The sequence below is a fragment of the Paenibacillus sp. FSL H8-0332 genome (assembly GCF_037963835.1).
Lineage (GTDB): Bacteria > Bacillota > Bacilli > Paenibacillales > Paenibacillaceae > Paenibacillus_AQ > Paenibacillus_AQ rhizoplanae.
Genome location: NZ_CP150145.1, coordinates 707383 through 733923, shown reverse-complemented (window position 1 = coordinate 733923; position 26541 = coordinate 707383). Strand labels below are relative to the sequence as shown.

The window sequence follows — 26541 nt, the reverse complement described above, 5'->3', positions numbered from 1 at the left end:
GCCTCCTAATGGTTATTATGAAGTGGTCGATATCTGCAATTCAGAAACGATGAACCATTTCTTGGACGCAGTATCCTTGAAATACACCTGGATCGTATAGTTCCCCTTGTCGGTAACCTTATAATTATACGCTGCCGATTTGAACCAGAAGCTGTCCTTCTTCTCTGTGATCGGCTGGTTATCCACAACTTCCGTCTTGCCTGCCGGGTCTGTGATGGTGATCTTCAGATCGGTTATATCTGTTTTGAGATCATCCACCTGCACCAGGGCAGAGAAGGTATTGCTGGTGTCGCTTCTGACTTTGCCGAAAATCTTGCCCTGCTCATCCAGCAGCACCGTGTTCACATTAGGCTTGTAGATCTTGACCGTCCCCGCTGACTCGTCCACGGATACAATCGCCTGCATATTCTCAGAAACCTGATCCACAGGCACATAGACCCCGCCCTCCGAGGATAATGCAGGCTGCTTAAGCAGCGTATTATTCACATAGAATGAGAGATCTGTTTTGCCCGCAGCAGCATACAGCAGGCCTCCTCCCGAGACCAGCATCAGGCACATTGTTGAAATCGCCAGCTTGCGCATCTTCCCCATTATTCCCGTCCTCCTCTATAATGTCCTATGCTGTTTATACCCTTCAGGGGGCAAGGAGTTGCTGTGAATTGTAAAATAAAACCGGTTGTACAATTTCCTGAGGAAAAGGCACAACCGGTTACGGGAAATAATGGAGGATGTACGCCTCCGGTTACTTTAGGAGACCCTTTTACAGCTTAGCGATCGTCTCGGTAAGAATCGGTACAATCTGTGATTTACGGGACACTACACCCTTCAGCACAGCCTTGTTGTCATCCAGCTTCACATTGTAAGCCTGCTCCACAGCACCAGCTACGCGGCCCAGGGCGAGGCCCACGGAATCGTTGTTCAGGATATCGGTAACCACGAACAGGAACAGATCCAGTCCCTTGTCGTCAATAATCGCGGTAAGCGCCGCTTCCAGCTCCGCCTGCTTGGACAGAACATCATTCACATCCACAGCGTTAACCTGGGCAATCTCGACTTTATATTCACCCATCTTGAATTCCTTCGCATCCAGAGAGATCAGTTGAGCAATGCTCTTGTCACTCAGGTCTGCACCGGCTTTGAGCATGTCCAGCCCATAGCTATCAGCATCCACTCCGGCAATGACCGCCAGCTCACGCGCAGCAGCTACATCCTGCTCCGTGCAGGTCGGCGATTTGAACAGCAAGGAATCGGAAATGATAGCGGACAGCATCAGACCGGCGATGTTCTTAGGAATGGCCACGCCATTCTCTTTGTACAGCTTATTCAGAATGGTAGCCGTACAGCCCACCGGTTCAGCCCGGTAATACAGCGGATAGGCCGTCTCAAAATTCGCAATCCGGTGATGATCAATAACCTCAACCACACGAACCTGATCGATATCATTCGCACTTTGCTGGCGTTCATTATGGTCAACCAGAATCACTTGTTCAGCTTCGCCGGCTACGTTCTCCACCAGACGCGGCGCCTCTACCCCGAAGTGGTCGAGGGCGAACTGCGTCTCTCCGCTGATATCTCCAAGCCGGACCGGCTCGGCATCCCAGCCCAGTTCCTTCTTCAGTGCCGCATAAGCAATGGCCGAGCAGATCGTATCTGTATCCGGGTTTTTGTGACCAAAGATCAAAGTTTTTGTCATTTCCAATCTCCTTACTATGTTTTTTGTGAGAATAATATACCATACATTGATAGAGACCTGCCAGAGACCTGTACATATCGGCCTAAGATTAACCCCGAGTAGGCTCCTGTACTGGCTGTAAAAGTAGCCCCCGCTTCGTCTTCGGCAGCGTCTCAGGCGCATTCTCCCCGAAGAGCGGCTCGTTATCCGAGAACAGATCCGGGTTCTCTCTGAGCATGCCGCTCAGGATACGGGTGGTCTCCACGGTGCCGCAGAGCATAACCTCCGCATCACCGAAGCTGCCCCTGCGTAGCGCTCCGCCATCCTCCAGCACAGATTCCACCTTCCAAAAATGCTGCGACCAGGACAGTCCGCAGTGTCTGCGCGAAGGCACCGCGATCTCTTCCCCTTCAGGTGTCACGGTATAAAGATCCTCATGCCCGTCCGTCATCCGGCCGGGAATATCCACCCACTCTTCAATGCCGTGAATGAACGTATTCCGCCGCAGATCCACACCGAGCAGCATAATCTCCGCTCCCCGGTCCAGCAGCTTGCCATAGACCGACCCGCGTGCGCAAGGCGTATCCCAGCGCTCATCTCCGGCTGTGAACACCGCTGCATCCCTGCCGAGCGCCGCCACCGAATGCGTGGGATGCCAGGAACGGATCACGCGCGGCCGCTTCCGGAACAACTCCGGCAGAATGCCCACGCAGACGGGTGACTCCAGCACCGAGAAGCGCGGATTCTGCCCGTCAATATAAGACCAGGTATGGGTGGGCAGGACCAGCAGCCCCTCCTTCATATATTCTGAGAGAACATCCAGTACGGTATCCGCTCCTCCTTCCACTTCACCGATGCTTTTGAGCGAGGAATGGACCAGCAGTGTCCCCTGCGGATCGACTCCCATCCCCTCCAGCTGCTTCATCAGACTTGATCTGGTATGCATGATTAACCCCGCTTTCCTGAATAATAAATACCAGCTTGAAATAGACCTTGAAATACACCTTGCAAAATTACTCATTTACTATTAAAATTATAGTAACTTAATATTAATAAGTAATTTTTATATATAACAATCAACCCATATCTCAGGAGGTATTCCCATGAGTTTAACACTAAAAGGGCTTCACCATGTATCTGCCATTACCGCCAAAGCGCCGGAGAACTACAAATTCTATACCGAAGTGCTCGGACTCCGCTTGATCAAGAAGACCGTCAACCAGGATGACGTATCCGTCTATCACCTGTTCTACGGGGATGAGACCGGGAATCCCGGTACGGAGCTTACCTTCTTCGAGTTGCCTAACGCAGGGCGCAACCGCGATGGCAATAACAGCATCTCCGCGCTCTCCCTGCGCGTTCCCGGGGACGATGCTCTGCTCTTCTGGACACAGCGCTTCACGGTGTTCGGCGTAGAGCATGAGGAAATCACCGAACGCGGCGGCCGCAAGACACTGGCCTTCACCGACCATGAGGGCCAGCGCCTTATCCTCGTCTCGGATGAACATAACGAGGGCATGCCCGGCGGCAAGCCATGGGCCAAGAGCCCGGTTCCTGCCGAGTATGCGATTGTCGGACTGGGACCGGCACATCTGACTGTCGAGACCGCGGAGCATACGGCCCTGATTCTGGAGGACCTGCTAGGCTTCCGCCGCGCAGGAAGTTATCCATCTCCGGTGGCGGGCCAGCCGGATATTATCGTGTTCGAGACCGGTGAAGGCGGCTCCGGCACGGAGATCCATCTGGAGGAACGCAGCGATCTTCCGCAGGAGCGCCTGGGACGGGGCGGCGTACATCATGTAGCCTTCCGCGTCGACAACGAAGAGGAGCTGAAGCAGTGGATTGAACGCATCCGCAGCGTACAGCTCCCGAACTCGGGCTTTGTAGACCGCTTCTACTTCCGCTCGCTGTACTTCCGGGAGCCGAACGGTATTCTGTTCGAGCTGGCCACCGACGGACCGGGATTCGCCACGGATGAGGAGGTCGAGCATCTGGGCGAGACGCTGGCCCTGCCGCCGTTCCTGGAAGCAAGGCGCGAACAGATTGAGGCTCACCTGAAGCCGCTGGATACCCGCCCGCAGGACTAACCTTATAGCACCCTGGCGAAATAGCCTTGGCAAATTGCACATGAAGAAACTCCGGCTGTCGTACAAGCCGGAGTTTCTTTTTGGGTTAGCCAAGCCTGCATAACAGCTTAGGCTTACTGGCTCAGATCAGCTCTCCGACCAGGTGATCGTGAAGAGGTTGAAGCCGGGCCGGGCCGTGGAGGCTTTGCCTGTAATGGATACAGGACTTGTCCCGCCAAGTCTGCCTGAAATTTTGACATTGCTGGCCGATACCGACTCTGAGGCATTCTCCAGCTTTTTAATCCGCGCATATTCACTGTACACGAAGCCCATGATGTCCAGCGTCTCCTGCGTTGAATAAGTGAACGCTACCTTCTTCAAACCGTCAGCATCCGTATCCAGGGTAATCGAAATCAGGGCATCCTGGGGAATCGGAAAATCCTTAGGCAGATTAACCGGTCTGGCCGTTCCCTCCACTACAGGAGCAGGAGTTGGTTTCCCCCCGCCGGTAGAGGTTCCCGGAGCAGGAGTCGGAGCAGGAATATCCGCGCTGCCGGCACCAATTCTCACTTTATAGTTGACCGAGTCATAATTGATAGGCACCTTCAGCACCGTAGCGATCGACTGGACCGGCAGGTAGGTGAGACCCTCGTAGGTGATCGGCGTCAGGGTTTTGCCATTGCCGTCCTTCATCCAAAAAGGATTACCATCCACCACAATACCCAGACTATGGTTCAGATAAGCCTTAATTTGCTCCAGCTTGGTGCCCGCATACACCCCTGCCGAGCCTGTTACCGTCATGCCTGTGACCACCGCGGCAATCAGCCATTTTTTTCTCATAATATCCACTCCCGTATGTTGTTGTTAAAAAAGTATAAACTTAGCGTACCTATATATTTAACACGAAAACGAAACTTTCAACCTGCCTGCCGCCGTTTATTCCGCTTACTCGCGGTTCACGATCTCCACCAGCTCGTCCAGACTGCGGATTTCATAGGTAGGCACTATCTCAGGATCACCGGGCTTGCCCAGCGGATTGAACCAGCATGTATCGATGCCGTAATTGTTCCCGCCCCGGATATCCGAGGTCAGGGAGTCCCCGACAATCAGCACCTTGCGTCTATCGGACAGATTCAGCTTGGCAAAAGCATAATCAAAAATTCCGGTCTCCGGCTTCTGATAGCCCGTCTCCTCCGATACAATTACCGCCTCGAATACCTCGCTGAGCGGGGAACCCTTAATCCGGGAATGCTGCACATCGCTGATTCCGTTCGTAATTACTGCCAGCCTGCACCCTGCAAGCTCGCCGCAGAGCTCGGCTGCCCCCTGAATCAGGAAGGTACCCTCCCCGAGAAAGCGCAGATATGCTTCACTGAATTCCTCCGGCTTGAACGTGAGCTGACGGGCGGCAAACAGCCGGTTGAACCGTTCCACGCGCAGGGCGGCAGAGGTGATCTTCCCTTGCTCAAAATCCTTCCATAAAGCGTGGTTAATCTCCTGGTAGCTAGCCGCATACTCCTGCGCGCCTGTCGGCAGCCCGAAGTGGGCGAAGGCATGGCTTAAGGCGTGACTCTCGGCCATTCCATAATCAAACAGTGTATCATCGGCATCAAATAAGATACATTCGTAGTTCATCATTTCCTCCATCTCGCTTATGTAGTTCGACAACATACATCCTTCTGCGATATAATCTGGGATAGGCCTTAAAAAAATCAACGGGGTGATTGTCATTTTATACGGTTTAGCTTTTCTTGTGTCATTTTTTATCGTTTATCTGCTGATTCCTCCTCTGGCCAGGCTCGCTTTCCGGCTCGATTTCGTGGACAGGCCAAGGGAAGATGTTGAACGCAAAATCCATAGGGAGCCTATCCCGCTAACGGCAAGCTATGCCATATTCGTAGGTTTTTTCATTACATATCTGCTCTTCGCACGTGAATTCAACCTGGAGACGCTCGCCCTGTTCATTGGCGGTGTGCTTCTGCTGACTATAGGAACCATCGATGACTGGTACAAAACCAAAGGCAAGGATTTCCCGGCTCTGCCCAAATTCATCGTACAGATTGCCGCCGCCGTTCTGGTGTTCTTTTCCGGCAATGCGTTTACCGGCTTCATTAATCCGTTCTCAGGTGATTATATCTCACTGCCGTTCATTTTGCAGTTCCTGTTGACGATCATCTGGATCTTCGGCGTCACTACGGTCATTAATTTCTCCGACGGCATGGACGGTTTGGCCGGCGGACTTACAGCGATCTCGGCAGTAACCCTGTTCGTCGTCGCACTCACCATGGGCCAATCCACTTCAGCCTTCATGGCAGTTTCGCTGATCGGGGTTACCCTGGCGTACTTGCGCTTCAACAAGGCTCCGGCCAAAATCTTCATGGGCGATGCCGGCGCCACCTTCCTAGGCTTCATCCTGGCGGTGATTGCGCTGGACGGCGCCTTCAAGCAGGCCACGATATTATCGCTGTTCATTCCGATTCTCGCGCTGGGCGTACCGATCTTCGACAATATTTTCGTCGTCATCAGACGCTTCCTGAAGGGACAAGCCATCTACCAGGCAGACGCCACTCAGGTTCATTACCGCCTGCTCAAGGCCGGCTTGAACCAGAGACAGGTGGTCGGCGTACTCTATCTGGCCAGCGTCTGCCTCTCCCTGTCGTCCATCATCCTGCTGCTGATCCAGACGTAATGAAGTTACTATGTATGACAAGGGCTGTTCCCACAAGTCATGAAATGGCTGCGGGGACAGCCTTTTTAGTTTGGCGCTGGGGTGGACGCCTTTTAGTTCGAGTAGGATTAACGTGGGCGCTTGGATGGACGCTCCGCGAACGGACCGTTGTTACAATCGCTGTGCTCTCCAGATTTTTTTCATTCCCCTTAACGGTGAAAATCCGGAGACAAAGGCGAACGCTATCACTTTTCCACAATCGTTCCGTTCTCTCCGCTGTTTAAGCGGGATACGATTTAAAACCTAGGCCCCACCTACCAAACCTCACGCTTCCACATTGTATGCTGTTTTTAACATACATTTGGGCTGCACACCCCCATTCGCCCCTATTGTATGCGGTTTTTAACATACATTGGGCCCACTCACCCTCGCGTCTGTACATTGTGTGCTGTTTTCAACATACATTTGGCACGCGCACCCTCACGCCTCCACATTGTATGCGGTTTTTAATATACATTGGGCCCGCGCCCCCCATACGCCTCTATTTTGTTCGGTTTTTAGCATACATCGAGTCCACGCAACCATCTGACGCGTTTCTCCGGCCTCAAGGCTCCTGCTCCTGCGTGAAGTCACGCAGCTGCGAGTAAATGCCGATGATCTCCGGCATCGGCATGCGGACCAGCCCGCTGGATGAAGGGGCGACGAACTCCCGGACGCCGTCCACCACGGGAGCGATGCCTTCCTGGAAGCCCCAGGCGGCTGTAGTCCTGCGGCTGAACTCTGTGTACACGCCCTTGCCGACAAAACAGGCAATCTCCGGGCGGTACTCCTCCAGCTTATCCCGCAGGAGCTCACGGCCCTTGGCGTACTCCTCCCGGGTGATATCTTCAGCGCCTACGGTGGGGCGGGCAACGATGTTGGTGAAGCCGTATCCCAGCTTCAGCAGCTCCCCGTCCTCGGAGGCCTCGTATAACCGCGGCGTCAGCCCGGACTTGTGCAGTATGCGCCAGAAGTTATTGCGCGGATTGGCATAATGATGACCCAACTCGCCGGAGCGGATGCTGGGATTGAACCCGATGAAGACAATCTGGAGTCCATGATCCAGATGATCCCGTACCTCTTCCATGTTCGTTCCTCCTTACACTGGCCGCATTATTTTGCAGACCCTAATCTAATATACCCATGCTATGGACACAGGTACACCTGAAGCAGAAGCAGAGAACATAACGCTGGCACTGACATGGCGCTGACATGGCACCGACACTGGCTTCCCGCTGCAACATAAAAAAATCCCCCCGCACAGGATTTGCATCCGTTAACGGGGGGAATAGAGCGTTTAGTTACTGCAACAGATTAAACTGACTAAGGAAGAAGAGCCTTCAGCGCCGGAGACATCTCCTGCTCATCCAGCGAAATATAACTAGATGAATTATTCTTATATACTATCTTCACCGCATATGCTCCCTCTCTGCGGTTGTAATTGCGGCGATGCTCCAGAATACCGTTAATGAGCGTCTTGTCTGAGACCATGACCGCCCGTTTCTCACTGCGGGCTAACTCCAGGCGGGTCTCGGGATCATACATCAGCCCGGGTGGCAGCTTACTGTGATTCATATCTATGAACATCTCGGCAGACCGGACGTCCGCTGCGGTAATCCGAACTTTATCCGCATATCCCTTCTGTTCCAGCCAAGCCCCCAATTCATGATAGGACGGGTACCAGTCATAAGTGAAATACGCATGATTTCCATACTTATCCGGCTTTTGAATAACGCGGATAGACGCCCGTGACCGCTGATCCGAAACCTGATCCTCGTAGGACATATTCAGCACTTCACGGATTAGGATGTCCTTGAACTCCTTCACCTCCTGCGGATCAGAAATACTGAAGGCCTTGTCCAGATTACTCATATGGATACTCTCTGCGTTCTTGTTCATCTGGGATATCCGGTATCGCACACGTTTGTAGTCCACATGTCCCATGACCGCCTTCAACTCCGGCTCGAAGCCCGCTGACGGAACCATATAGGTCCGCATCAGCATCCCTCCGCTCTTAAGCTGGTATGATAGCGTGAAACGGTGGCGAGAGAGATATACAGAATCCCACATAGTATTGTCCTGTCCCGGCTTCGCCGTTACGGCAGCATGATGCAGTGCGGTTACAGCTTCAATATATTTCGGGTCCTTGGAATAGATATCAGCCTCCTCCGCAGGTGCAGTATTCGGAGCGTTGTACGGGCGTTGCATCAGGTCTTCATAATTGCCTCCGGCGAATACCGCACTCACCTTATCGTTCGTTGGAACCCGAGTCTCATATCCGGTCAAGCCGGATACAGGAACATAGAGCAGCAAGCCAAGCAGGATGCTGTATACTGCCAATTCAAGCGGCAGCTTGCGGTTCAGGATATGCCAGGTTTTGCGGAGAAGCATCTCTACTACGATGTAGCCGATAATTCCTCCGGCGACGACACTGCCGATGATCCAGCCCGTTCCCTGCTTGATACTGCCGAAGTAGCTGAGCGCAAGCAGCATACTGCAGAGCATTACCCCGGCTTTGAACAGCGGATCGAAATAGGTAAAGGCCATCGCCTGTCCCGCCTTCTCACTGTGGCGCTTATGGTACAGCACGAAGGACAGCGTTAAGAAGGCTGCAAACAGTAGAGCATACACCCACAGCTCTGTTTGGCCAAAAGGCTTGAAGGACATATCTGCAATCCGCAGGATCGGTGCCCATTCCGTCATATCTGCCCGCGCCCCCATCCCACCAGGGTATCCATACAAATATCTGTTCAGATGCATATCTATAAACAATAAAATTGCCGCAGGGAGGACTAACAGAATGAGGGTCACCACTCCCTGCAGTACGGTCTGTCCCACACATATCCCCACAAAAATAGTGAAGGCAAACAAGAACAGGGTCAGCACAGTAAGGGTCAGGCACCACTGCCAGACCTCCGCTCCGTGATAGATATACATATTGCCCTCCAGCGGGCGGACCAGCATCGTAACCACACTTGTAATCCAGATGGGCGGCAGAAGCAGAAGCAGACCGCTCAGCGTATAGGAAGACAGCAGATGCGAGCGGCGCAGCGGGAGGCTGTGAATCAGATCGGAGGAGCCTTTGGACTGCAGATAACGGGACAGAAACAACCCGGTGATGATCGGAAAAGGAATAAGGATTACCGGAATGTCCATGCCAAGATTGAATAGTCCGTCTATTACGACAGGCTCCTTAAGCCGGTCACCGTTAATGAACAGTTGCAGCGGGAGTATGAATAATAGCGCCAGTGTGTACAAAATTCCAATCCAGCCATACTGGCGCAGGTTCTGGCGGATAATGCTGCTGTTAAAGAATAATCGGCTGCGCGTCATAACCTGCATCCCCCATTTCGTAAATAAAGATTTCTTCCAGCGTCAGCGAAAGCAGGTCATACACATACGGGTCATAGACATGAAAGGCCTGACTGATCCGCTCCCGCTCTCCTTTTACAATGTACAGGCTGACGCTTCCCCGCTGCTCCTGATGGAGAATCTGCAGCTTGGATTCCAGCGCCGCCGCATGACGCACATCCCGGAATGCAACCTGAATCTTGTGCGTGTCGGCCTTCAGATCATCCAGATCCTTCTCCACCAGCATCCTTCCCTCATGCATAATGCCGACATGGTCGCACAGATCCTCAATCTCGCGCAGATTATGCGAGGAGATCAACACGGTAAGCTCGCGCTCGGCGACTTCCTGGAACAGCAGATTCTTGATCTGGCGGCGCATCACCGGGTCCAGACCGTCGATCGGCTCGTCCATAATCAGCGCATCCGGCATGCAGCTAAGCGCCAGCAGGAAGGCGGCCTGCCGCTGCATCCCCTTGGAGAAGCGGCTGAGTCTGCGCCGGGGATCGAGCCGGAACACTGTAACCAGCTCCTCATACCTTTTTTGACTCCACTGTGTATAGATCGAGCGGTAGAATTCCGCCATACTCTTCATCGTAGCCTGCTGGAAGAAGTATGGGCTATCCGGCATGAAGAACAGACTGCGCTTCACCTCCGGTGATTCATAGACGGGCTGCCCGCCTACCTCGACACTTCCTGTATCTGGACGATAGATGCCCGCAAGCATCTTAAGAAGCGTTGTTTTACCTGCCCCGTTAGATCCCAGCAATCCGTAGATGGCCCCCTTGGGTACTGTCAGCGAGAGGCCGTTCACAGCCTTTTCCTCCTGAAAAATCTTGCTCACTCCGCGTATCTCAATCATGGCTGCTCTCCTCTCTTCTCATATCCAGCGCCTGGCGGTACAGGGAACTAATCTCTGTCTCCGTGAACCCGAGGTAGACTGCTTCGGCCATCAGCCGCAGCAGTTCTTCCTTCAGTTCTGCCCGCTTGCTCTCACTCTGCCCCTGCTGCAGCGCGGCTACGAAGTTGCCCTTGCCCTGCAGCGAATAGATATACCCCTCGCGCTCCAGCTCTCTGTAAGCCTTCTGGATCGTATTGGGATTCACGGTAAGCTGCGAGGATAACGCCCGCACCGAAGGCAGCTGTTCATCCGCCCGCAGAATACCATGCATAATCAACTCCTTCACCTTGTCGGTCAGCTGCTCATAGATCGGCTTGCGGCTGCGTACATCCAACTCGAACATGACAGTCCTCCCTTCTTCGGATCTATGATCCGGCCGTTAAACTGTGTTAACTGTACTACTATTATTAATACAGTTGAGGTTTAATGTCAATGATTAACTTTTACTTTGTCTATATAAGACGCACTTAAGATTAGAATTCAAAGCCTAGTCGTCGCTGCGATGAACGATTGAACCGCTCTTCGCGGTAGAAATCCAAATACAAAGGCGGACGCTACCGCTCCTCCAGTTCTAAATTTCCCCTCCGCTTCTTTTTGCTTTTTGTTATTCTTTAGTGTGTCTTATAGAGTTTCAGCGTGTCACGCCAATAACCCCCGCCTGCCTGTTGGACAGATGGGGGTTATGATTGCTTAGTGGGACTGTTCTATTGAACATGGACACTGCTGCTCCGCCGCTGTCTGCGTTCATCGCTGAACAGGGCAGCGCCTATACCCGGGAGCAGCAGGTAGCCTGCAAACTTATAGGTCTGACTGAACGCATCCACAGCCGCCTGCTGCTGTCTTATTACCCCGGCCCCCGCCTCTGTGCCTGCGGAGTTCGCCGCGCCCAGCTCCTGGGTAGTATTATGCTGAAGCACAGTGACGATGATGGCCACACCGAGCACACTCCCCAGCGCCTTTGCCATATTCGTCACCCCCGAGGCTATGCCCACCTTATCTTCAGGAACGACCCGGATCGCCGATGACATCACAGGCGCCATTGAGAGTCCCACGCCAAAGCCAGTCACTGCAAGCCGGAGCATCACCGCACCCAGCGTAGAATCGGCCTCAAGTCCGCTCATGGAATAGGTAGCACCGCCAATCAGCACCATTCCCGCTGCGGCGAACAGACGGCTGCCATATTTCGCAGACAGCGGCCCGGATACAGCTGAGCTGGCGATGGAGCCCAAGGCCATAGTTGAGAGGACAAGCCCTGCCCTCAGCTCCGAGACCCCCATCACCCGGGTCAGATAAAAGGAGGTCAGCAGTGAAATATTCATCAGCGCCGCCCCCAGCACGATCATCGATACTGAGGTACTGTTGAAGGCTCTGATTTTCAGCAGGGACAGGGGCAGCATCGGTTCTTTCCCCTTATACTGCGTAAGAAAAAAGAACACCAGAAACAGCAGCCCCGCAGCCGTCAGACCCAGGAACGGGCGCGAGCTCCAGCCGAAATCCTGCACTTTAATCAGAGCATATGTAATGCAGAACATCCCTCCCGTAATCCCCAGCATTCCGCCATAGTCTATGGACCGCCCTGCTGAATCATCCCGTGACTCCTGAATGAACATAGCGGTCAGCCCTATGCTCAGCAGCCCAAGCGGTACGTTCACAAAAAAAATCCACTCCCAGCTCAGCTTCTGTGTCAGAATTCCCCCAAGTGCCGGACCGCTTGCCGCAGCCACTCCCGAGACGGCCCCCCATATGCCTATAATCAGTCCGTGCATTTCTTTGGGAAAGGTAGTGGTGCTCAGCGGAATCGTAACCGGCACAATAATCGCTCCCGCCAAGCCTTGAATGACCCTGAACAGAATCAGCATGCCAAGGGAAGTGGAGAGTCCGGCCAGCAGGGAACTCAGGGTGAACAGCCCCACTCCAATGAGAAACACCTTCTTCCGTCCGAATTGATCGGCCAGGCGCGAAGCAGTCAGGATGAACACTGCAAATGCCAGGTTATAGCCGTTCATCACCCAGGAGACCTGTGACACACTGCCGCCGAACTGGCGTGTCATCTCCGGCAAGGCAATATTAATAATGGTCGTATCCAGCAGCGCCATGAAAAAGCCCAGTACAATCGCCGTAAAAGATAAAGCTCTGCGCATTCCAATCCCCATCTTCATCATCCTCCGAAATATGAAATAGAGTTCATATTCAAATTATATGAACCATAGTTCATATTTGTCAATCGAAAAAATGAACTATAGTTCAACTTTCATTGACAGCTCAAAACCGCTCCACTACAATCTGTACTATGAGGGGGACCTTACGATATGGGTGAAACAGAGGACAAGATTAGAACTCCGCAGCAGGAGCGCAGTATTAGAACGAAGGAAGCCATTATCCGGGCCGCGATGCAGCTGTTCTCGGACAAGGGCTTCTATCAGACGAACACGAAGGAGATTGCCGCCGCCGCCGGGGTCTCGACCGGGAGCTTCTACTCCTATTTTGTGGATAAAAGGGCCGTATTCATAGAGGTGCTCCACATGTACGGGGATGAGCTGCTTGCCAGAATCGAGGATTCAATGTCTGAGATTAATTTCAATACGATCGAACGTACGGACCTGATCCTGCATCTGATAGATACGCTTCTGCTCGCGCATAAGGCTTTTATCGGGTATCACAAGGATCTAAGCATTATGTATCACAGTGATGAGGCCATCAAGCAGTTGATGGATGCCCAGTACGAGACAGGCCGGCTCAAGACGCTGACCTATCTTCAGATGGGGCAGGATGAATTGAAGACCGAAGATACGGAGGCAGCGTCGATCATTGTGTTCGAGTCTGTGAGCGCGATTGTGGACTTCATCTCCTTCTCGCCGCAGCGAATCGCTGTGGACCGGCTGAAATCAGAGCTGGTTCATATGCTGGTGCAATATCTGTACAAGTAACAGCAGCGTTTTCTCTTTACATTTTCGCCAAAAAAAGAGCAAGCCCGCAGAGTACCCCGCAGCTTGCTCTTCTCTATTGACCCTTACGGATCAGCGTTTATCCTTCCAGAAGTTGAGCGGCTCCATATCCTTCGTAATGAGCTTGAAGGTATAGCCTTCCTTCTTCAGCTTCTCCAGAATACGCGGCAGCACCTTGAGTGTAGCCTTCTGGTCATGCATCAGAATTACCGGGTTGGTCTTGGACGCCTTCAGCTTATTCACCTGATCCATTACGGTGTTATAGATTCTGTCGCTGTTCTGTTTGTATTTCCAGTCATAGGAATCCACGTTCCAGTCCCAGAGATGATATCCCTGCGTCAGGACTTTATCGCGGAAGGACTTGGTGAAATAAGGCTTACTTCCGTAGGGCGTACGGATCAGAGTGGTGCTGACTCCCGTCAGCTTCTTCAGTGTCGCATTGGCCCCTGACATCTCGGCTAGCGCCGCTGCAGGAGAGGCATAGAACTTCTCCTTGCGGTGGGTCACGCCATGCAGCGCCAAGCCATACCCTTCCTTCGCAATCCGCTTCACCTGGGCGGGATGCTCATTCATGTTGTTCCCCAGCATGAAGAAGGTTGCCTGTACGTCATATTTGTGCAGGATATCCAGCAGCTCGCCAGTTGTTGCCGACGGGCCATCGTCGAAGGTCAGGTATACGGTCCGGCCCGGTTTGCCCGGCTCAGCCGGAGTGACAGGAGTCACTGGAACCACTGGAGCCTTCGGCTTCAGCTCGGCAGCATATTTATCGGTATAGGCTGCATCGGTAAGCTGCGCCGAGCCGTCCTTCACCCGAAGTAAATATTTATCTCCCGCATAGGAAATGCTATACCCAAGGTATGCGCTGACCTTCAGTGGAGCCATGAGGTTGCCGTCCTGCACAAAAGTGCTCATAGGCACGGTCGTGCCGTCTTTGAGCACCGCACCCCCGTCCTTGCTCAGCAGGGTAAGCGAACCAGTTCCGCCAGCTACGTGAATACCGTCCGTCAGCCCGGTAAGGGTCCATTTCAGCTCATCCGCAAGCTTACGCAGCGGTACATAATAGGTGCCTTTTACGGATACAGCTTCAATCGCACTTAATTTATCGTTGACTCCGAGTTTAAGTGTAGTGCTAGCAGCTTTGGCGTTAGCCGGGACCTGCACAAGCCCCATAATTAGGAATAAAGACATGAATAAAAGCAGAGTTTTCTTGATACGCACAGCAGCAGTCTCCAATCTATGTATATTTGTCTATCACTTTATCACATATACAATTAACGTAATTTGAGAGATTGTAACCGCAAGCTAAGAAATTGTCACTCTTATGCAATGATAAATGAGGTTGCGCTAGTATTTTCAGAAAGAACGCAATAATCGTCGAATGCTGTCACACCAGGCGCTGGGCGGTTAAATCAGCGGTTTTTGGCGCAGAATAATTGTGACAATATTAATAACAATATCGGAATTTTGAACAAAAATTGAACAACCTTAAAATTAGCTAAAGTGCGCCACTACAGTGATCTTTATCATACTCTTAGATAGCTGTAACAATTTGATCACACATATTTAACTTGTTCGCCATTTTTAAGGTCTTTTTTATACTTTTATACAAAATATGTATTTTGCATTATGGGTAAGTAGTTCTTACTATAGATACAGATCAATGTACTCCCGTTAATGAACGGCGAATGAAAAGTAGTATTGAAGGAAGGAGTTCTATATGAAAAAAAAGGGACCGTTATACGCTTTGTTTCTAAGCCTGATCCTTCTCCTGCCGGGATGCAGCTCAATCGCTGTTCTGAACCCGAAGGGGCCGTCTGCAAGGACGTTATCTGACACCATCTTGCTCTCTATTCTTGTTATGCTCGGGGTTCTGGCTGTTGTCTACATTCTGTATATCTTTGTACTGGTGAAATATCGTGCGAAGAAGAGTAATGAGGGCTACATCCCTGAACATGAGGAAGGCAACAAGGTACTGGAGGCCATCTGGATTATCATCCCGATTATTATCGTAGCCTTCTTGTCCGTTGTTACCGTCAAGACGACTAACGAAGTGGAGAATGTGGCTGCGGACTATCAAGATCAGACTCCGCTGGTCATCTATGCTTCCTCTTCCAACTGGAAATGGCATTTCAGCTACCCTGAGGAAGGGATCGAGACGGTTAACTACGTGAATATGCCGGTGCATCGTGCGGTAGAATTCAGAATGTACTCATTCGGCACCATTACCAGTCTCTGGATTCCACAGCTTGCCGGTCAAAAGTACGCCATGAGCGACATGCTGACAACGCTTCATCTGTCCGCAGATACCGAAGGCTCTTATATCGGGAAAAATGCGAACTTCAGCGGTAAAGGCTTTGCCCACATGGAATTCGAAGCGCTTGTCCTGAGTAACAAGGGTTACGAGGACTGGGTGAAGGAAGTAAAGGAAACTGCGCCTAAGCTGACTGAGGAAGAATTCAAGGGCCTGCTGGCCACGGATTACCTCGGACGCAAAACGTATTCCTCCACTCATCTGGAGTTCAGCCCGCCTCCTGGAGACCACGGCGAGCATATGAGCGGTGGCGGCAAAGAGATGGATATGGACAACGGCAATCAGGAGCATCAGGATAACAAGGAAATCCATCCGTCTCCCGAGCCGTCCAGCGGAACGGAATTCGACAGCAAGCCTGATCCGGAAGTCGATCAGCCGCTGCCCAGCTCCCCGGTGGATGAAAGCACACATGAAGGACACTAGCTCTCTGAAGAGCCTAATGCAACACACTGAAAGGAGCTACCCTAATGGATTTGGACAAATTTAAGGTTCACGGCGAACCCTTGATATACGGGGCCATGATCAGTATTGCACTGGCAACCATCGGGATTCTCGTAGGGCTTACCTATTTCAAGAAATGGGGCTATCTGTGGCGTGAATGGCTGACCACGGTTGACCACAAAAAAATCGGGATCATGTACATCCTCGCGGCGCTGCTGATGCTGTTCCGCGGCGGTGTAGATGCGATGATGATGCGTCTGCAGACAGCTGCGCCGGAAATGAAATTCCTCGATGCGCAGCATTACAATGAGGTCTTCACCACCCACGGTCTGATCATGATTCTCTTCATGGCCATGCCGTTCATCATCGGTCTGATGAACGTGATCATTCCGCTGCAGATCGGTGCACGTGACGTTGCCTTCCCGCGGCTGAACGCCGTCAGCTTCTGGCTCTTCTTCATGGGCGCCATGCTGCTGAACATTTCCTTCGTCATCGGCGGCTCGCCGGATGCGGGCTGGTCAGCCTACTTCCCGCTGGCAAGTCTTGAATTCAGCCCGACCGTAGGGAACAACTACTACTCTCTGGCTCTGCAGATATCCGGTATCGGTACGCTGATCACCGGGGTTAACTTTATCGTAACGATTCTAAAGATGCGCGCACCAGGCATGACGCTGATGAAGATGCCGATGTTCACCTGGTCCGTACTCATCACCAACGTTATTATTGTCTTCGCCTTCCCGGTTCTTACCATAGCGCTGGCGATGATGATGTTCGACCGACTCTTCGGCTCCCAGTTCTTCACGATGGCCAACGGCGGGATGGATATGCTCTGGGCCAACCTGTTCTGGGTTTGGGGACATCCGGAGGTCTATATCGTTATCCTGCCTGCCTTCGGTATTTATAGTGAGATTATCGCTACCTTCTCGAAGAAGAATCTGTACGGCTATACCTCCATGGTATTCAGTATGCTGATCATCTCGCTCCTGTCCTTCCTTGTATGGGCGCATCATTTCTATACAATGGGTCAAGGTGCCATGGTCAACAGCTTCTTCTCAATCACAACGATGGCCATAGCGGTACCTACCGGGGTCAAAATATTCAACTGGCTATTCACCCTGCGAAAGGGCAGGATTACCTTCACGACCCCGATGCTATATACTCTAGCCTTTATCCCGATCTTTACGATCGGCGGAGTAACGGGCGTCATGCTGGCGATGGCCAGCGCCGATTACCAGTATCACAACACGATGTTCCTGGTTGCGCATTTCCACTACGTGCTGATTCCGGGTGCCGTGTTCGCCGTCATCGCCGGGTTCCACTATTGGTTCCCTAAAGTGTTCGGCTTCCGCCTGAATGAACGGCTGGGCAAGCATGCCTTCTGGTGGATCATCATTTCCTTTAACGTAACCTTCTTCCCTATGTTCTTCCTGGGACTGATGGGAATGACACGCCGTCTGTATACTTACTCTAAGGAATCAGGCTTCGGTCCGCTCAATATGCTGAGCTTCGTCGGGGCTGTCGGTCTCGCCATCGGCTTCGTGATCCTGGTCTACAATATTTACTGGAGTACCCGCTACATGCCAAGAGATACAACCAACGATCCTTGGGATGGCCGGACGCTCGAATGGGCTACGCACAGCCCGATCCCGCTCTACAACTTTGCGATTGTGCCTAAGGTTGAGACGCGTGATGCTCTATGGTCTGCGAAGCAGGAGAATATCCCGCTGTATACAGACACCAAATACACCAAGATTCATATGCCAAGCAATACCGGCAAGCCGTTCATATTGGGTGTAGTCTTCTTCTTCCTTGGCTTCTTCCTGGTATTCAGCATGTGGATTCCGGCAATTGTCGCCGGGATTGGAATCCTGGTCGTGCTGGCCTTCATGTCCTTCGATAAGGACCAGGGCTACTACATTCCTGTAGAAGAGGTTATAGCTACAGAAAAGAAACTGATGCGGGGTGAGACTGTATGAAAATAGATGCGTCCAAGCCGCTCGAATATTCAACAGAAGAGAACAGTAACAAGATCTTCGGCTTCTGGGTCTTTCTCGGAGCCGAGATTCCTCTCTTCGCAACGCTGTTCACTGTATATTTCGTAATGGTTAACCGCTTCGCCAGCGGACCGAGCGGCAGCGAGCTGTTCGAGATCGGCCCGGTGCTGATGGAGACCTTCCTCCTGCTGTCGAGTTCCTTCACCATCGGTCTGGCTGTCCATGCTATGCGGCATGGCTACAAGAAAGCCATGATGGTCTTCATGGCGATTACGCTGGTGATGGGTCTGGCTTTTGTCGGTATCGAAATCGACGAGTTCTTCACTTACGTGCATGAAGGAGCTACCCTGCAGACCAGCGGCTTCCTCTCCAGTCTGTTCATTCTACTGGGAACGCATGGTCTTCACGTCAGCTTCGGTCTGCTGTGGGGAATTGGCATTATGATTCAGCTGTGGAAGCGCGGCATTACTCCCGCTACCGCCAACAAAACGTTCATCTTCTCCTTGTTCTGGCACTTCTTAGACGTGGTCTGGATCTTTATCTTCAGCTTCGTCTACCTGAAAGGACTGATGTGACATGATGAAGCAACTATTCCCAATGAAGCATGTGATGGGTTATGTAGCCTCTCTGGTCCTCTCTGCCGCTGCACTGATTGTTATTTACGGAGACCTGTCCTCCACTGCCAATATGGTGGTGCTGCTAATCACAGCGCTGATCCAGGCTTCCTTGCAGCTGTTTGTGTTCATGCACATCGGAGAATCGGCCGATTCCAAAAAAGAACTGTATATCAACATCGCATACGCCATGTTCGTGGCTCTGGTCACCATCTTCGGCACCCTGTTCATCTTCGTATGGGGCTGGTATGCTTAGAACGTAAGAAGCAGAGGGGCGTTATGCTCCTTCTAGTAATCTATAATAAAAGCGGTCCGTATCCGGTAGATTTACCGGTACGGACCGCTTTTTTTGATCAATACTTTAACTGAACTATACTGCTGCTGCTGCCGCTGTCATCCCGCTCCGTATAAGCGAGCTGCTTGCCCGAGGGGCTCCATGAGGTGGTCATCGTCCCGTTGCTCTCCGCAATCTGGACGGACTTGTCAGAAGACAGATCGTAGACATATAAGGTATTATTCGTTGTACCCTTCTCCTCAATAGTTACACTATAGGTTATCAGCCGCTGATCCGGGGACCAGGAGACAGCCCCAAGCTCGGCGCCTTCCACCAGGGTCCGCGGATTTTTACCGTCTGTGCCGCTGAGCAGCAGCGCCTGGGTATTCTCCTTATACTGCAGGATCAGCATTTGTTCTTCGTCCGGTGAAGGGATTACGCTGTTGGTACCCGGAATATTCAAGTCAGCCTTCGCCTTAGTTTTCAGGTCCAGCATTTGCAGCGAGTCCTTCGAATTACTGGTGTAATAGATCTTATCCTTAATTTGTCTTACAACAATCAGGCCTTCCCCGCCCAGTCCCTCCACCGGCGCAATCTTCATGGAAGTAGTCGCTGTATAAGCACCGCCGCTGTATGCCGGACCCACTACAGTATCCTTATCCGCCCAATCGGCACCCATCGCTCCGGCAATGCTATCGCCCTTGATGGTGAAGGTCTTTTTGGAACCCAGGTCCATCACATTGTAGGCAGGATCACCCAGGGAGAATTCACTATAAAGCAGAAATAACTGGTCGGCGGACAGCTTGGCATCCCCCAGCATCATGTTCGCCTTCTCTGTAATCAATTCGTATTCGCCGGTATCCAGATGTAAGAAATACAGGCTCTGCGGATAGGAACCCTTCAGCTCTCCCGAGCTGATCGGCCCCAGCTTATCGTTCTGCTTGGACACGACAACGGTTTGATCGTCCTTCCAGTCGGAAATTGCTATTTTCTCATACTGTTTACTTTCCCCTACCGTTACACCGGCAGCTTCTGTTGGTGCAGGTGTAATCTTCGGCCCTTCCGTCGGCTGAGCAGACGCTTCTACAGGAGCCGCTGTTGGCTGTGGGCTGGGGCTAACCGCCGGTGTACTAGCCTGATTCGAGCTACAAGCTGCAAGTGTCATTAACAAAGCTGGAACTACCGCCAGCTTCCATGTTCGAGTGTTCATTATAGAGACCGCCTCCTTGGGGTGTTACAGCCGGAACCTCGCCAGATGCTTCTGCAGGTCCTCGGCCAGGGTAGCCAGGTACTGCGCGGAGGAGGACATCTCTCCCATCGCCGTCAACTGCTCCAGGCTTGCTTCGCTGGTGCCCTGAACGTCTGCGGCGCCTTTGCGCGAGATTTCATTCACCGTCGACATGGACTTGGCTGCTTCCTCCGATTCCTGCGCAACATGGCCGATGACTTCTGTAATCTGCTCTGTCTGCTCGCTGGCTGCCTGAATGGAGGTCTGGATCGCCGTAAAGGCTGCCGATACCACTTCACTCTGCGCTACGCCATGAGAGACAATCCCGGAGCCTTGCTCCATCGATTCAACGGCACTGGCGGTCTGCTGACGGATATGGTTAATGATCTCCGTAATCTGCAGCGAGCTTGTTCCGGTAGCCTCCGCCAGCTTCCGGATCTCACCGGCAACTACTGCGAAGCCACGGCCATGCTCACCCGCCCGTGCCGCCTCTATGGAAGCATTCAGGGACAACAGATTGGTCTGGGTTGCAATCTCATTAATGGTTGTAATAATCGTATTAATCTCTTCGGACAGGCTGCCCAGGTTGCCGACAATCTGCCGGCTCGCCGAGACACTGGAATCAATCTCCCGCATCTGGGCCAGAATCTGCTCCACTGCGTCCACACCGCGTTCCGTGGAGGAGGCGGCCTGCTCCATCAAGCGGGTCATTTCTTTTCCGCTATGCCGGGCTTCGGCAATCTCGTAGGACATCGTCCGCACAGACTGCGTAGTAAGGGTAATGCTCTCCGCCTGCACATCGAATCCGGCTGCGATCTCGCCTGAGGTCTCAGCGATCATCTGTGAGGCGTGCGCTGTCTGGTCGGCACTGGCGCTCATCTGCTGGGAGGAGGCCGAGAGAATCTCGGCGCTCTCCGAAACGCCGCGCATCATATTTTTCAACCCGTCCAGCATGGTATTGAACGATGTATTGATCTGGCCGATCTCATCCTTGGACCGGTAAGCGGCAGAGGCCGTCAGATCCCCTTCTTCCGCCCGCTTCATCAGCCCCTGCAATTCCTTCAGCGGTCTCGTAATCAACCGTGTGATGATCACACTCAGGACAATACTGAGCAGCAAAGCCAGCGCAACCAGAATGCTGCTAAGCGTAACAGAGCTCTCGGCACTGTCAGCCGTCCGTGTATTATGGGCAGACGCATCCTGAATGAATAACGTCGCTGTCTCTTCAAGCAGCCGGACCATTTTGTCGCGCAGCTCGTTAAAGGTCTTGCCCGTGAACACCTGATATCCTTCATCGTTAAGGCCGTTATCGGCCAGATGGATAATATTATCACGCTGTGAGCGGTAATCCGGCAGCAGCAGGGTATATTCGTTCACATAAGCAGCAATCTTCTCATTGTTGAAATCAATCTTCCTCAGTTCAGCCATCAGCTCATTGTTCGTCTGGATGTTCTCCTGAATTCTCGCCTTCAGCTCCTGCTTCTTCGCGTCATCCGTGGTGATCAGATCCTCCAGCAGAAAAGACTCAATCGCCCGGTTATTCCCGCGGATCTCCGTTACGAAATAAATAGGCTGCAGGTTCTGCTTGTACGTCTCTTCAGACCTGTCAGCCATTCTGGTTGTAGTCAGAATACCTGTTGTTCCAATCCCGATCAGCAGAAGAATAACCGCTGCGATCAGTACAATCATTTTATGCTTAATCTTCAGATGTCTCATTTCCCGTTATCCCGCCTTATCGAATCTAGCTGTAACCTTAATTATCGGAGAATAACATCGAATTGTTGATGGCCCTGCTAAGAAATTTGTCGAAAAAAGAAGAAAATTATCGTTTTGGCAGAGCGATATCTATTAATTATAATTCCATTCACTCTTGAAGCAAGCCATATTTCTTGCGGAATCTCTGCAGCACCTTGGTCCAGCCTCCGGCCAGCACCGCTAAGAAGAATACATTCGACAAGGCATGGGCCAGATCGAAATAAAAGCTTGCAGCAAACGTAACGGCAACCAGCCGCCAGCTAAAGGCATCCGGCAGACTGAGCAGGACCCAGATATTCATAATCCAGCCGAACAGGAACCCCCAGATGAAGCCAAAAACCAGCAACCCGGCGCGCCGGCGCAATAGCCAACTCTTCCGCAGCCACCCGGCTGTAAGTCCGGTCATGCCCCAGGCGAACATCTGCCATGGCGTCCACGGCCCTTGCCCGAAGTAAATATTGGAGACCAGCGCAGCGACTGCTCCGATGACGAACCCCGCCTCTGCCCCGAAGACATAAGCCGAGAGGATGACAACGGCTGACACAGGCTTGACCCCCGGCAACGCGGCAAAAGGAATCCGGCTGACCGCAGCAATAGCGGACAACACAGCCAGCAGTACCAGTTCACGGGACTTGCGCGGGCGGCGCTCCAAACGGATAAACAGCGGCAGGAGAGCGGCCAGCAGCAGCACCACGCTAAGCAGCACATAATGCCGGTCAGTGAATGCTGCGGTAAGCGCAAGCCCGGCGGTGAAGAGTCCCAGGGCAACTAGCAGCGGTATGCGGAAACGGGCCATGTGTGAATCACATCCTCTATGGTCAATGCCTGCGGCAGCCAGTCCCGCACCATCCGGTTGACTGCCGTGGTATAGAAGTAATTGCTGCTGAAGAACTCAGCGGGTGTGCCCTCTGCCGTAATTCCCCCGTCAAACAAGAGCGCACAGCGCGTAGCATGCTTCGCTGCGAACTCTACATCATGCGTTACGATAAGAATACTGATCCCTTGCCCGCGTAATTGCTGAAGCAAGGCGGCCAGCCTGTCTTTGGCTGCCGGATCAAGCCCCTTGGTCGGCTCATCCAGCAGCAGAACATCCGGATTCATCAGCAGCATCATGGCCAGAGCGGTCTGCTGCTGCTGCCCGCCGCTGAGGTCATGCGGATGACTCTGCAGCACCTCCCGGAGCTGGAACACTTCGAGCAAAGCCTCAATCCGGCTTGCTGTTGCCTCAGGAGATAACCCGGCGTAGCTGCCCATGTGCTCCAGCTCCTCGGCCACCGTATCATAGCTGAAATAGAGCAGCGGATTCTGCGCCAGCAGACCTGTTGTCTTGCCCTTGGTCAGCTCTATCTTGCCGCGCTGCGGCTTCATCAGCCCGTTCAGCACATGCAGCAGGGTGGACTTGCCCGCACCGTTCCCGCCCATGACTGCCAGGAACTCGCCTTGGTTAAGCGTCAGCGAGAGCTTCTTCAGGACCTCCCTGCCCTCCTTCTCATACCGGAAGGTCACTTCGCGGCAGGTAAGCAGTGACGATGCGGCGGGGATTGGAGGTACAGACGCCCCTGGGGCAGATAGTATGCGGGAAGTTAGGGGAGCTGGTGCTTCCGGACTATTCAAGTTATTAACCAGTTCAGCGCCTGCGGCAGCGTCCGTACCTGCCATCAGGGAATGCAGCCAGCGTCTGCCCTCACGCACGGTCAGCGGAATATTCTCCGGCGCAGCCGAATCCGCTTCCGGGGACAGAGACAAATAGAGGCGTGCGGCGGCTGGCAAGTAACGCGCAGCAGAGGTCAAGGCCCCGCTGCCGGTCTGCCGGGCGAACAGGCGGGGAGCAGCATCTGCCAGCAGCTTGCCGTCTTCCAGCATCAGCACACGATCTGCCAGCGGCAGCACCTCCTCCAGCCTGTGCTCGCTGATGATCACAGTGACCGCCATTTCCTCGTTAAGCCGCTGCAGCGCCATAATGAATTCCCGCGCAGCAACAGGATCAAGCTGGGAGGTTGGCTCATCCAGCAGCAGCACCTTGGGCTGAAGCAGCAGTACTGAAGCCAGGTTCATGAGCTGCTTTTGTCCGCCTGACAGCTCATGTACCGGACGATAGAGCAACGGCTCCAGCCCGAACAAGCCGCAGATCTCCGCCAGCCGGGTCCGCATGACAGCAGGCGGTAGCCCCAGGTTCTCCATGGAGAAGGCCAGCTCATGCCAGACCGTATCCATCACGATCTGTGCATCCGGGTTCTGGAAGACCATCCCGATCTCCCCGGCGGCCACCGCTGCCGGAAGCCCGGACAGCGGCTGCCCTTTGTAGGTCAAAGTTCCGCTGGTTGAACCTACCGGGGCGAGCTCCCGCTTCAGATGGCGCAGCAGGGTGGTTTTGCCGCTGCCGGACGGGCCGCAGAGCACGACAAATTCACCCTCTCCTATGACGAACGATAGCTCATGGAGTGTGTCTTTGTCTTCTTCAGGGTATCTGAAGGATAATTGCTGTGCTTTGAGGATCTCCATAACCATTTCTCCTTTCCTTCCAGCCCCGCAGGAATGAGCACGAACAGGCAGAAGCTGCCGTACATGACGGCCTCCTGCCAGCCGAAGTCCGCCGGTCTCATCCGGGGATAGATCTCCAGCTTGCCGTAGCCCTGCACCCAGAACAGCAGCGTAACCACACCGCTAACGGTTAACAGCAGCATCACCAGCTTATCCTGCGAATCGGCCTTGTATATCGTGTAAGTGCTGCGTTTGGTGCTGCCGTAGCCGCGGGCTGTCATGGAGTCTCCAGTCTGGAGGGCTTCCTCCAGCGACCAGGTCAGCAGCACTTTGAGCAGCGTCATTCCGTCTGTCATTCTTTTCTTAAGGCTTCCCGTACCGGTATCTACCCCGCGCAGACGCTGGATCATGGTAATCTGGCGCAGCCGCCGCTGGAACAACGGCACGAACCGGATGGCCATCAGCGTCAGCAGCGCCGTTCTCGGCGCAGCGGCCGCGAACAGATACATGAATTTATCTGTAGTCACCGTGTAATTGTAGGATATAAACCAGATAAAAATAGTAAGCAGCATAGTCATCATCATCAGTCCATACAGCACAGCTTCCAGTGTAATAGGCTGATCCAGCCAGTAGAACAGAATATGCGCCCCTCGATGTGAGAACAGCGGGTTCAGCAAGGCTACTGAGGCTGCCATCAGCAGCATAAAAGGCAAGCCGCGCATAAGCAACCGCCTTTGTCCCTGCAACAGCAGCAGCGCCAGCAGTCCGGCTATCTCTGTAGCCAGAAATAACGGATGGAAAACCAGCAGGGCGAACAGCAGCAGCCCTGCATAATACAGCAGGGCTACCAGAGGATGCATGGAACGGAAGCCGCTGCTCATGGCGCTTTGGCCCCCAGGTCTTTGCCTAGATCAAGCGTATACAGCCACTCGATAGTATCCCGGGGCTCCACGATCCAGCTGCCCGCAGCCTTGGACGGAAATTCTCCATTCACCTTGTACATCCAGCCGCTCTCTGACCCGTGATCACCCTCGTACAAATTATCTATACCTTCCACATAAGCAAATGTTGCGCGGCCCTGATATTCCATCTGAATCTTCTGCCCCCGCGTAATCCGCTTCAGCAGTTCCAGCACACTCTCGCCCTTCTTGAGCTCATACTGGGCGGCAGCCAGAATCACGCCATGCTCCTCATCTCCGGTAATGGAGAGGGTGACCACGTTGTCCGGCTTGGGTGTAGCGGCCGGAGAGCGCGTGGCGGCTGGCGGCTTGGCCGTAGCCGCCGGAGCGGGCTTGGGGGTCGGCGGCTTGGGTGTGGCCGCCGTTGATGGCTTGGCGGGCTCGCTTGCGCCCGCCGATGGCAGCGTCGCGGCTGCGCTTGGCGACGCCGGGGGCTTGGCGGGCTCGCTTGCGCCCGCCGATGGCAGCGTCGCGGCTGCGCTTGGCGACGCCGGGGACTTGGCGGGCTCGCTTGCGCCCGCCTGCGCTGGAGCTGCCGTACCTTCCGCCGGGGCGGATGGTACGGCAGTGCCCTCAGCGGCTCCCGGCAGCGGAGCCGCTTCGTCTCCAGGCCGCGGCGTCTTCGCGGCCGGGGTCCCGGCGGGCGGCTGCGGGCCGCCGCCTGCCTGATCCGGCTGCGCAGAGGAGCAGCCGGGGAGCAGCAATACCATCAGCAGGAGAAGCAGCGGAGCCAGCCTTCCACGGCCCATTTTAAATAGATTGAACATTACCTGCACACCTCCACAAAAAGGGAAAAGAACGGGGGCAGTCAGCCTGTTCCCCGTTCCTTCATACACCTTATGCTT

The 26541-nt window shown here is 53.4% G+C and carries 24 protein-coding genes; 7 read left to right on the top strand and 17 right to left on the bottom strand.

The window, feature by feature from the left end; all coding sequences use genetic code 11:
- Nucleotides 1-15: 15 nt before the first annotated feature.
- The 3 genes from NST43_RS03135 to NST43_RS03125 all read right to left on the bottom strand — a co-directional run bounded on the left by NST43_RS03135 (nt 16) and on the right by NST43_RS03125 (nt 2618).
- Nucleotides 16-591, bottom strand: a complete 576-nt coding sequence (locus NST43_RS03135) for a hypothetical protein (protein ID WP_339222499.1) — start codon at nt 589-591, stop codon at nt 16-18.
- Between the two features lie 169 nt (nt 592-760).
- The gene (locus tag NST43_RS03130; RefSeq protein ID WP_209992131.1) at nt 761-1693 is read right to left on the bottom strand and encodes a manganese-dependent inorganic pyrophosphatase; all 933 of its coding nucleotides are present in this window, start codon (nt 1691-1693) and stop codon (nt 761-763) included.
- A gap of 88 nt (nt 1694-1781) precedes the next feature.
- Nucleotides 1782-2618, bottom strand: coding sequence for an AAC(3) family N-acetyltransferase (locus NST43_RS03125; RefSeq protein WP_339222497.1), 837 nt, complete (start codon nt 2616-2618; stop codon nt 1782-1784).
- 157 nt (nt 2619-2775) lie between these two features.
- Between NST43_RS03125 and NST43_RS03120 the strand changes: the two genes are divergently transcribed.
- Nucleotides 2776-3759, top strand: coding sequence for a ring-cleaving dioxygenase (locus NST43_RS03120; protein ID WP_339222495.1), 984 nt, complete (start codon nt 2776-2778; stop codon nt 3757-3759).
- Nucleotides 3760-3885: 126 nt separating this feature from the next.
- Here NST43_RS03120 and NST43_RS03115 read toward each other — a convergent pair whose 3' ends face one another.
- Complete coding sequence (locus NST43_RS03115) at nt 3886-4578, bottom strand: hypothetical protein (protein WP_339222493.1); 693 nt, start codon at nt 4576-4578, stop codon at nt 3886-3888.
- A 105-nt stretch (nt 4579-4683) separates the two neighbouring features.
- On the bottom strand, nt 4684-5373 hold the full coding sequence (locus NST43_RS03110) for a YjjG family noncanonical pyrimidine nucleotidase (RefSeq protein WP_339225322.1): 690 nt from the start codon (nt 5371-5373) through the stop codon (nt 4684-4686).
- An 85-nt stretch (nt 5374-5458) separates the two neighbouring features.
- On the opposite strand from NST43_RS03110, the gene NST43_RS03105 reads away from it, so the two are divergent.
- Complete coding sequence (locus NST43_RS03105) at nt 5459-6427, top strand: MraY family glycosyltransferase (protein ID WP_339222492.1); 969 nt, start codon at nt 5459-5461, stop codon at nt 6425-6427.
- 583 nt (nt 6428-7010) lie between these two features.
- On the opposite strand, the gene NST43_RS03100 is transcribed toward NST43_RS03105, so the two are convergent.
- The 5 genes from NST43_RS03100 to NST43_RS03080 form a co-directional block, all read right to left on the bottom strand.
- Nucleotides 7011-7532, bottom strand: a complete 522-nt coding sequence (locus NST43_RS03100) for a mismatch-specific DNA-glycosylase (protein WP_339222491.1) — start codon at nt 7530-7532, stop codon at nt 7011-7013.
- A gap of 236 nt (nt 7533-7768) precedes the next feature.
- On the bottom strand, nt 7769-9778 hold the full coding sequence (locus NST43_RS03095; RefSeq protein WP_339222489.1) for a hypothetical protein: 2010 nt from the start codon (nt 9776-9778) through the stop codon (nt 7769-7771).
- On the bottom strand, nt 9753-10655 hold the full coding sequence (locus NST43_RS03090) for an ABC transporter ATP-binding protein (protein WP_339222487.1): 903 nt from the start codon (nt 10653-10655) through the stop codon (nt 9753-9755). Before NST43_RS03090 ends, NST43_RS03095 begins: the two co-directional genes overlap by 26 nt.
- A complete protein-coding gene (locus NST43_RS03085; protein ID WP_036693565.1) occupies nt 10648-11037 on the bottom strand; it encodes a GntR family transcriptional regulator in 390 nt (129 codons plus the stop codon). The genes NST43_RS03090 and NST43_RS03085 overlap by 8 nt, the downstream gene beginning before the upstream one ends.
- A 361-nt stretch (nt 11038-11398) precedes the next feature.
- Entirely contained in the window at nt 11399-12847 is a 1449-nt protein-coding gene (locus NST43_RS03080; protein ID WP_339222485.1) for an MFS transporter, read from the bottom strand.
- Nucleotides 12848-13003: 156 nt separating this feature from the next.
- Between NST43_RS03080 and NST43_RS03075 the strand changes: the two genes are divergently transcribed.
- Nucleotides 13004-13621 (top strand): TetR/AcrR family transcriptional regulator, encoded by a 618-nt coding sequence (locus NST43_RS03075; RefSeq protein ID WP_339222484.1) that lies wholly within the window; start codon nt 13004-13006, stop codon nt 13619-13621.
- Between the two features lie 90 nt (nt 13622-13711).
- On the opposite strand, the gene NST43_RS03070 is transcribed toward NST43_RS03075, so the two are convergent.
- A complete protein-coding gene (locus NST43_RS03070) occupies nt 13712-14827 on the bottom strand; it encodes a polysaccharide deacetylase family protein (RefSeq protein WP_339222483.1) in 1116 nt (371 codons plus the stop codon).
- A gap of 529 nt (nt 14828-15356) precedes the next feature.
- On the opposite strand from NST43_RS03070, the gene qoxA reads away from it, so the two are divergent.
- The 4 genes from qoxA to qoxD are packed head-to-tail and all read left to right on the top strand — an operon-like array spanning nt 15357 to nt 19255.
- The gene (gene qoxA, locus NST43_RS03065) at nt 15357-16373 is read left to right on the top strand and encodes a cytochrome aa3 quinol oxidase subunit II (RefSeq protein WP_036693562.1); all 1017 of its coding nucleotides are present in this window, start codon (nt 15357-15359) and stop codon (nt 16371-16373) included.
- 44 nt (nt 16374-16417) lie between these two features.
- A complete protein-coding gene (gene qoxB, locus NST43_RS03060) occupies nt 16418-18367 on the top strand; it encodes a cytochrome aa3 quinol oxidase subunit I (RefSeq protein ID WP_339222479.1) in 1950 nt (649 codons plus the stop codon).
- Complete coding sequence (qoxC, locus tag NST43_RS03055) at nt 18364-18960, top strand: cytochrome aa3 quinol oxidase subunit III (protein ID WP_209992141.1); 597 nt, start codon at nt 18364-18366, stop codon at nt 18958-18960. Before qoxB ends, qoxC begins: the two co-directional genes overlap by 4 nt.
- A 1-nt stretch (nt 18961) precedes the next feature.
- Nucleotides 18962-19255 carry a cytochrome aa3 quinol oxidase subunit IV gene (qoxD, locus tag NST43_RS03050; RefSeq protein WP_209992142.1) on the top strand — a complete coding sequence of 98 codons (294 nt, stop codon included), beginning with the start codon at nt 18962-18964 and terminating at the stop codon, nt 19253-19255.
- A gap of 97 nt (nt 19256-19352) precedes the next feature.
- On the opposite strand, the gene NST43_RS03045 is transcribed toward qoxD, so the two are convergent.
- The 6 genes from NST43_RS03045 to NST43_RS03020 all read right to left on the bottom strand — a co-directional run bounded on the left by NST43_RS03045 (nt 19353) and on the right by NST43_RS03020 (nt 26463).
- The gene (locus NST43_RS03045; protein ID WP_339222476.1) at nt 19353-20483 is read right to left on the bottom strand and encodes a hypothetical protein; all 1131 of its coding nucleotides are present in this window, start codon (nt 20481-20483) and stop codon (nt 19353-19355) included.
- 24 nt (nt 20484-20507) lie between these two features.
- Entirely contained in the window at nt 20508-22217 is a 1710-nt protein-coding gene (locus NST43_RS03040) for a methyl-accepting chemotaxis protein (RefSeq protein ID WP_339222474.1), read from the bottom strand.
- A gap of 148 nt (nt 22218-22365) precedes the next feature.
- Nucleotides 22366-23052, bottom strand: coding sequence for an ECF transporter S component (locus NST43_RS03035; protein WP_209992145.1), 687 nt, complete (start codon nt 23050-23052; stop codon nt 22366-22368).
- Nucleotides 23025-24758, bottom strand: coding sequence for an ABC transporter ATP-binding protein (locus NST43_RS03030; RefSeq protein WP_209992146.1), 1734 nt, complete (start codon nt 24756-24758; stop codon nt 23025-23027). Before NST43_RS03030 ends, NST43_RS03035 begins: the two co-directional genes overlap by 28 nt.
- Nucleotides 24674-25618, bottom strand: coding sequence for an energy-coupling factor transporter transmembrane component T (locus NST43_RS03025; protein ID WP_339222472.1), 945 nt, complete (start codon nt 25616-25618; stop codon nt 24674-24676). The genes NST43_RS03030 and NST43_RS03025 overlap by 85 nt, the downstream gene beginning before the upstream one ends.
- Nucleotides 25615-26463, bottom strand: coding sequence for a DUF4430 domain-containing protein (locus tag NST43_RS03020; protein ID WP_339222471.1), 849 nt, complete (start codon nt 26461-26463; stop codon nt 25615-25617). Before NST43_RS03020 ends, NST43_RS03025 begins: the two co-directional genes overlap by 4 nt.
- Between the last annotated feature and the right edge of the window lie 78 nt (nt 26464-26541).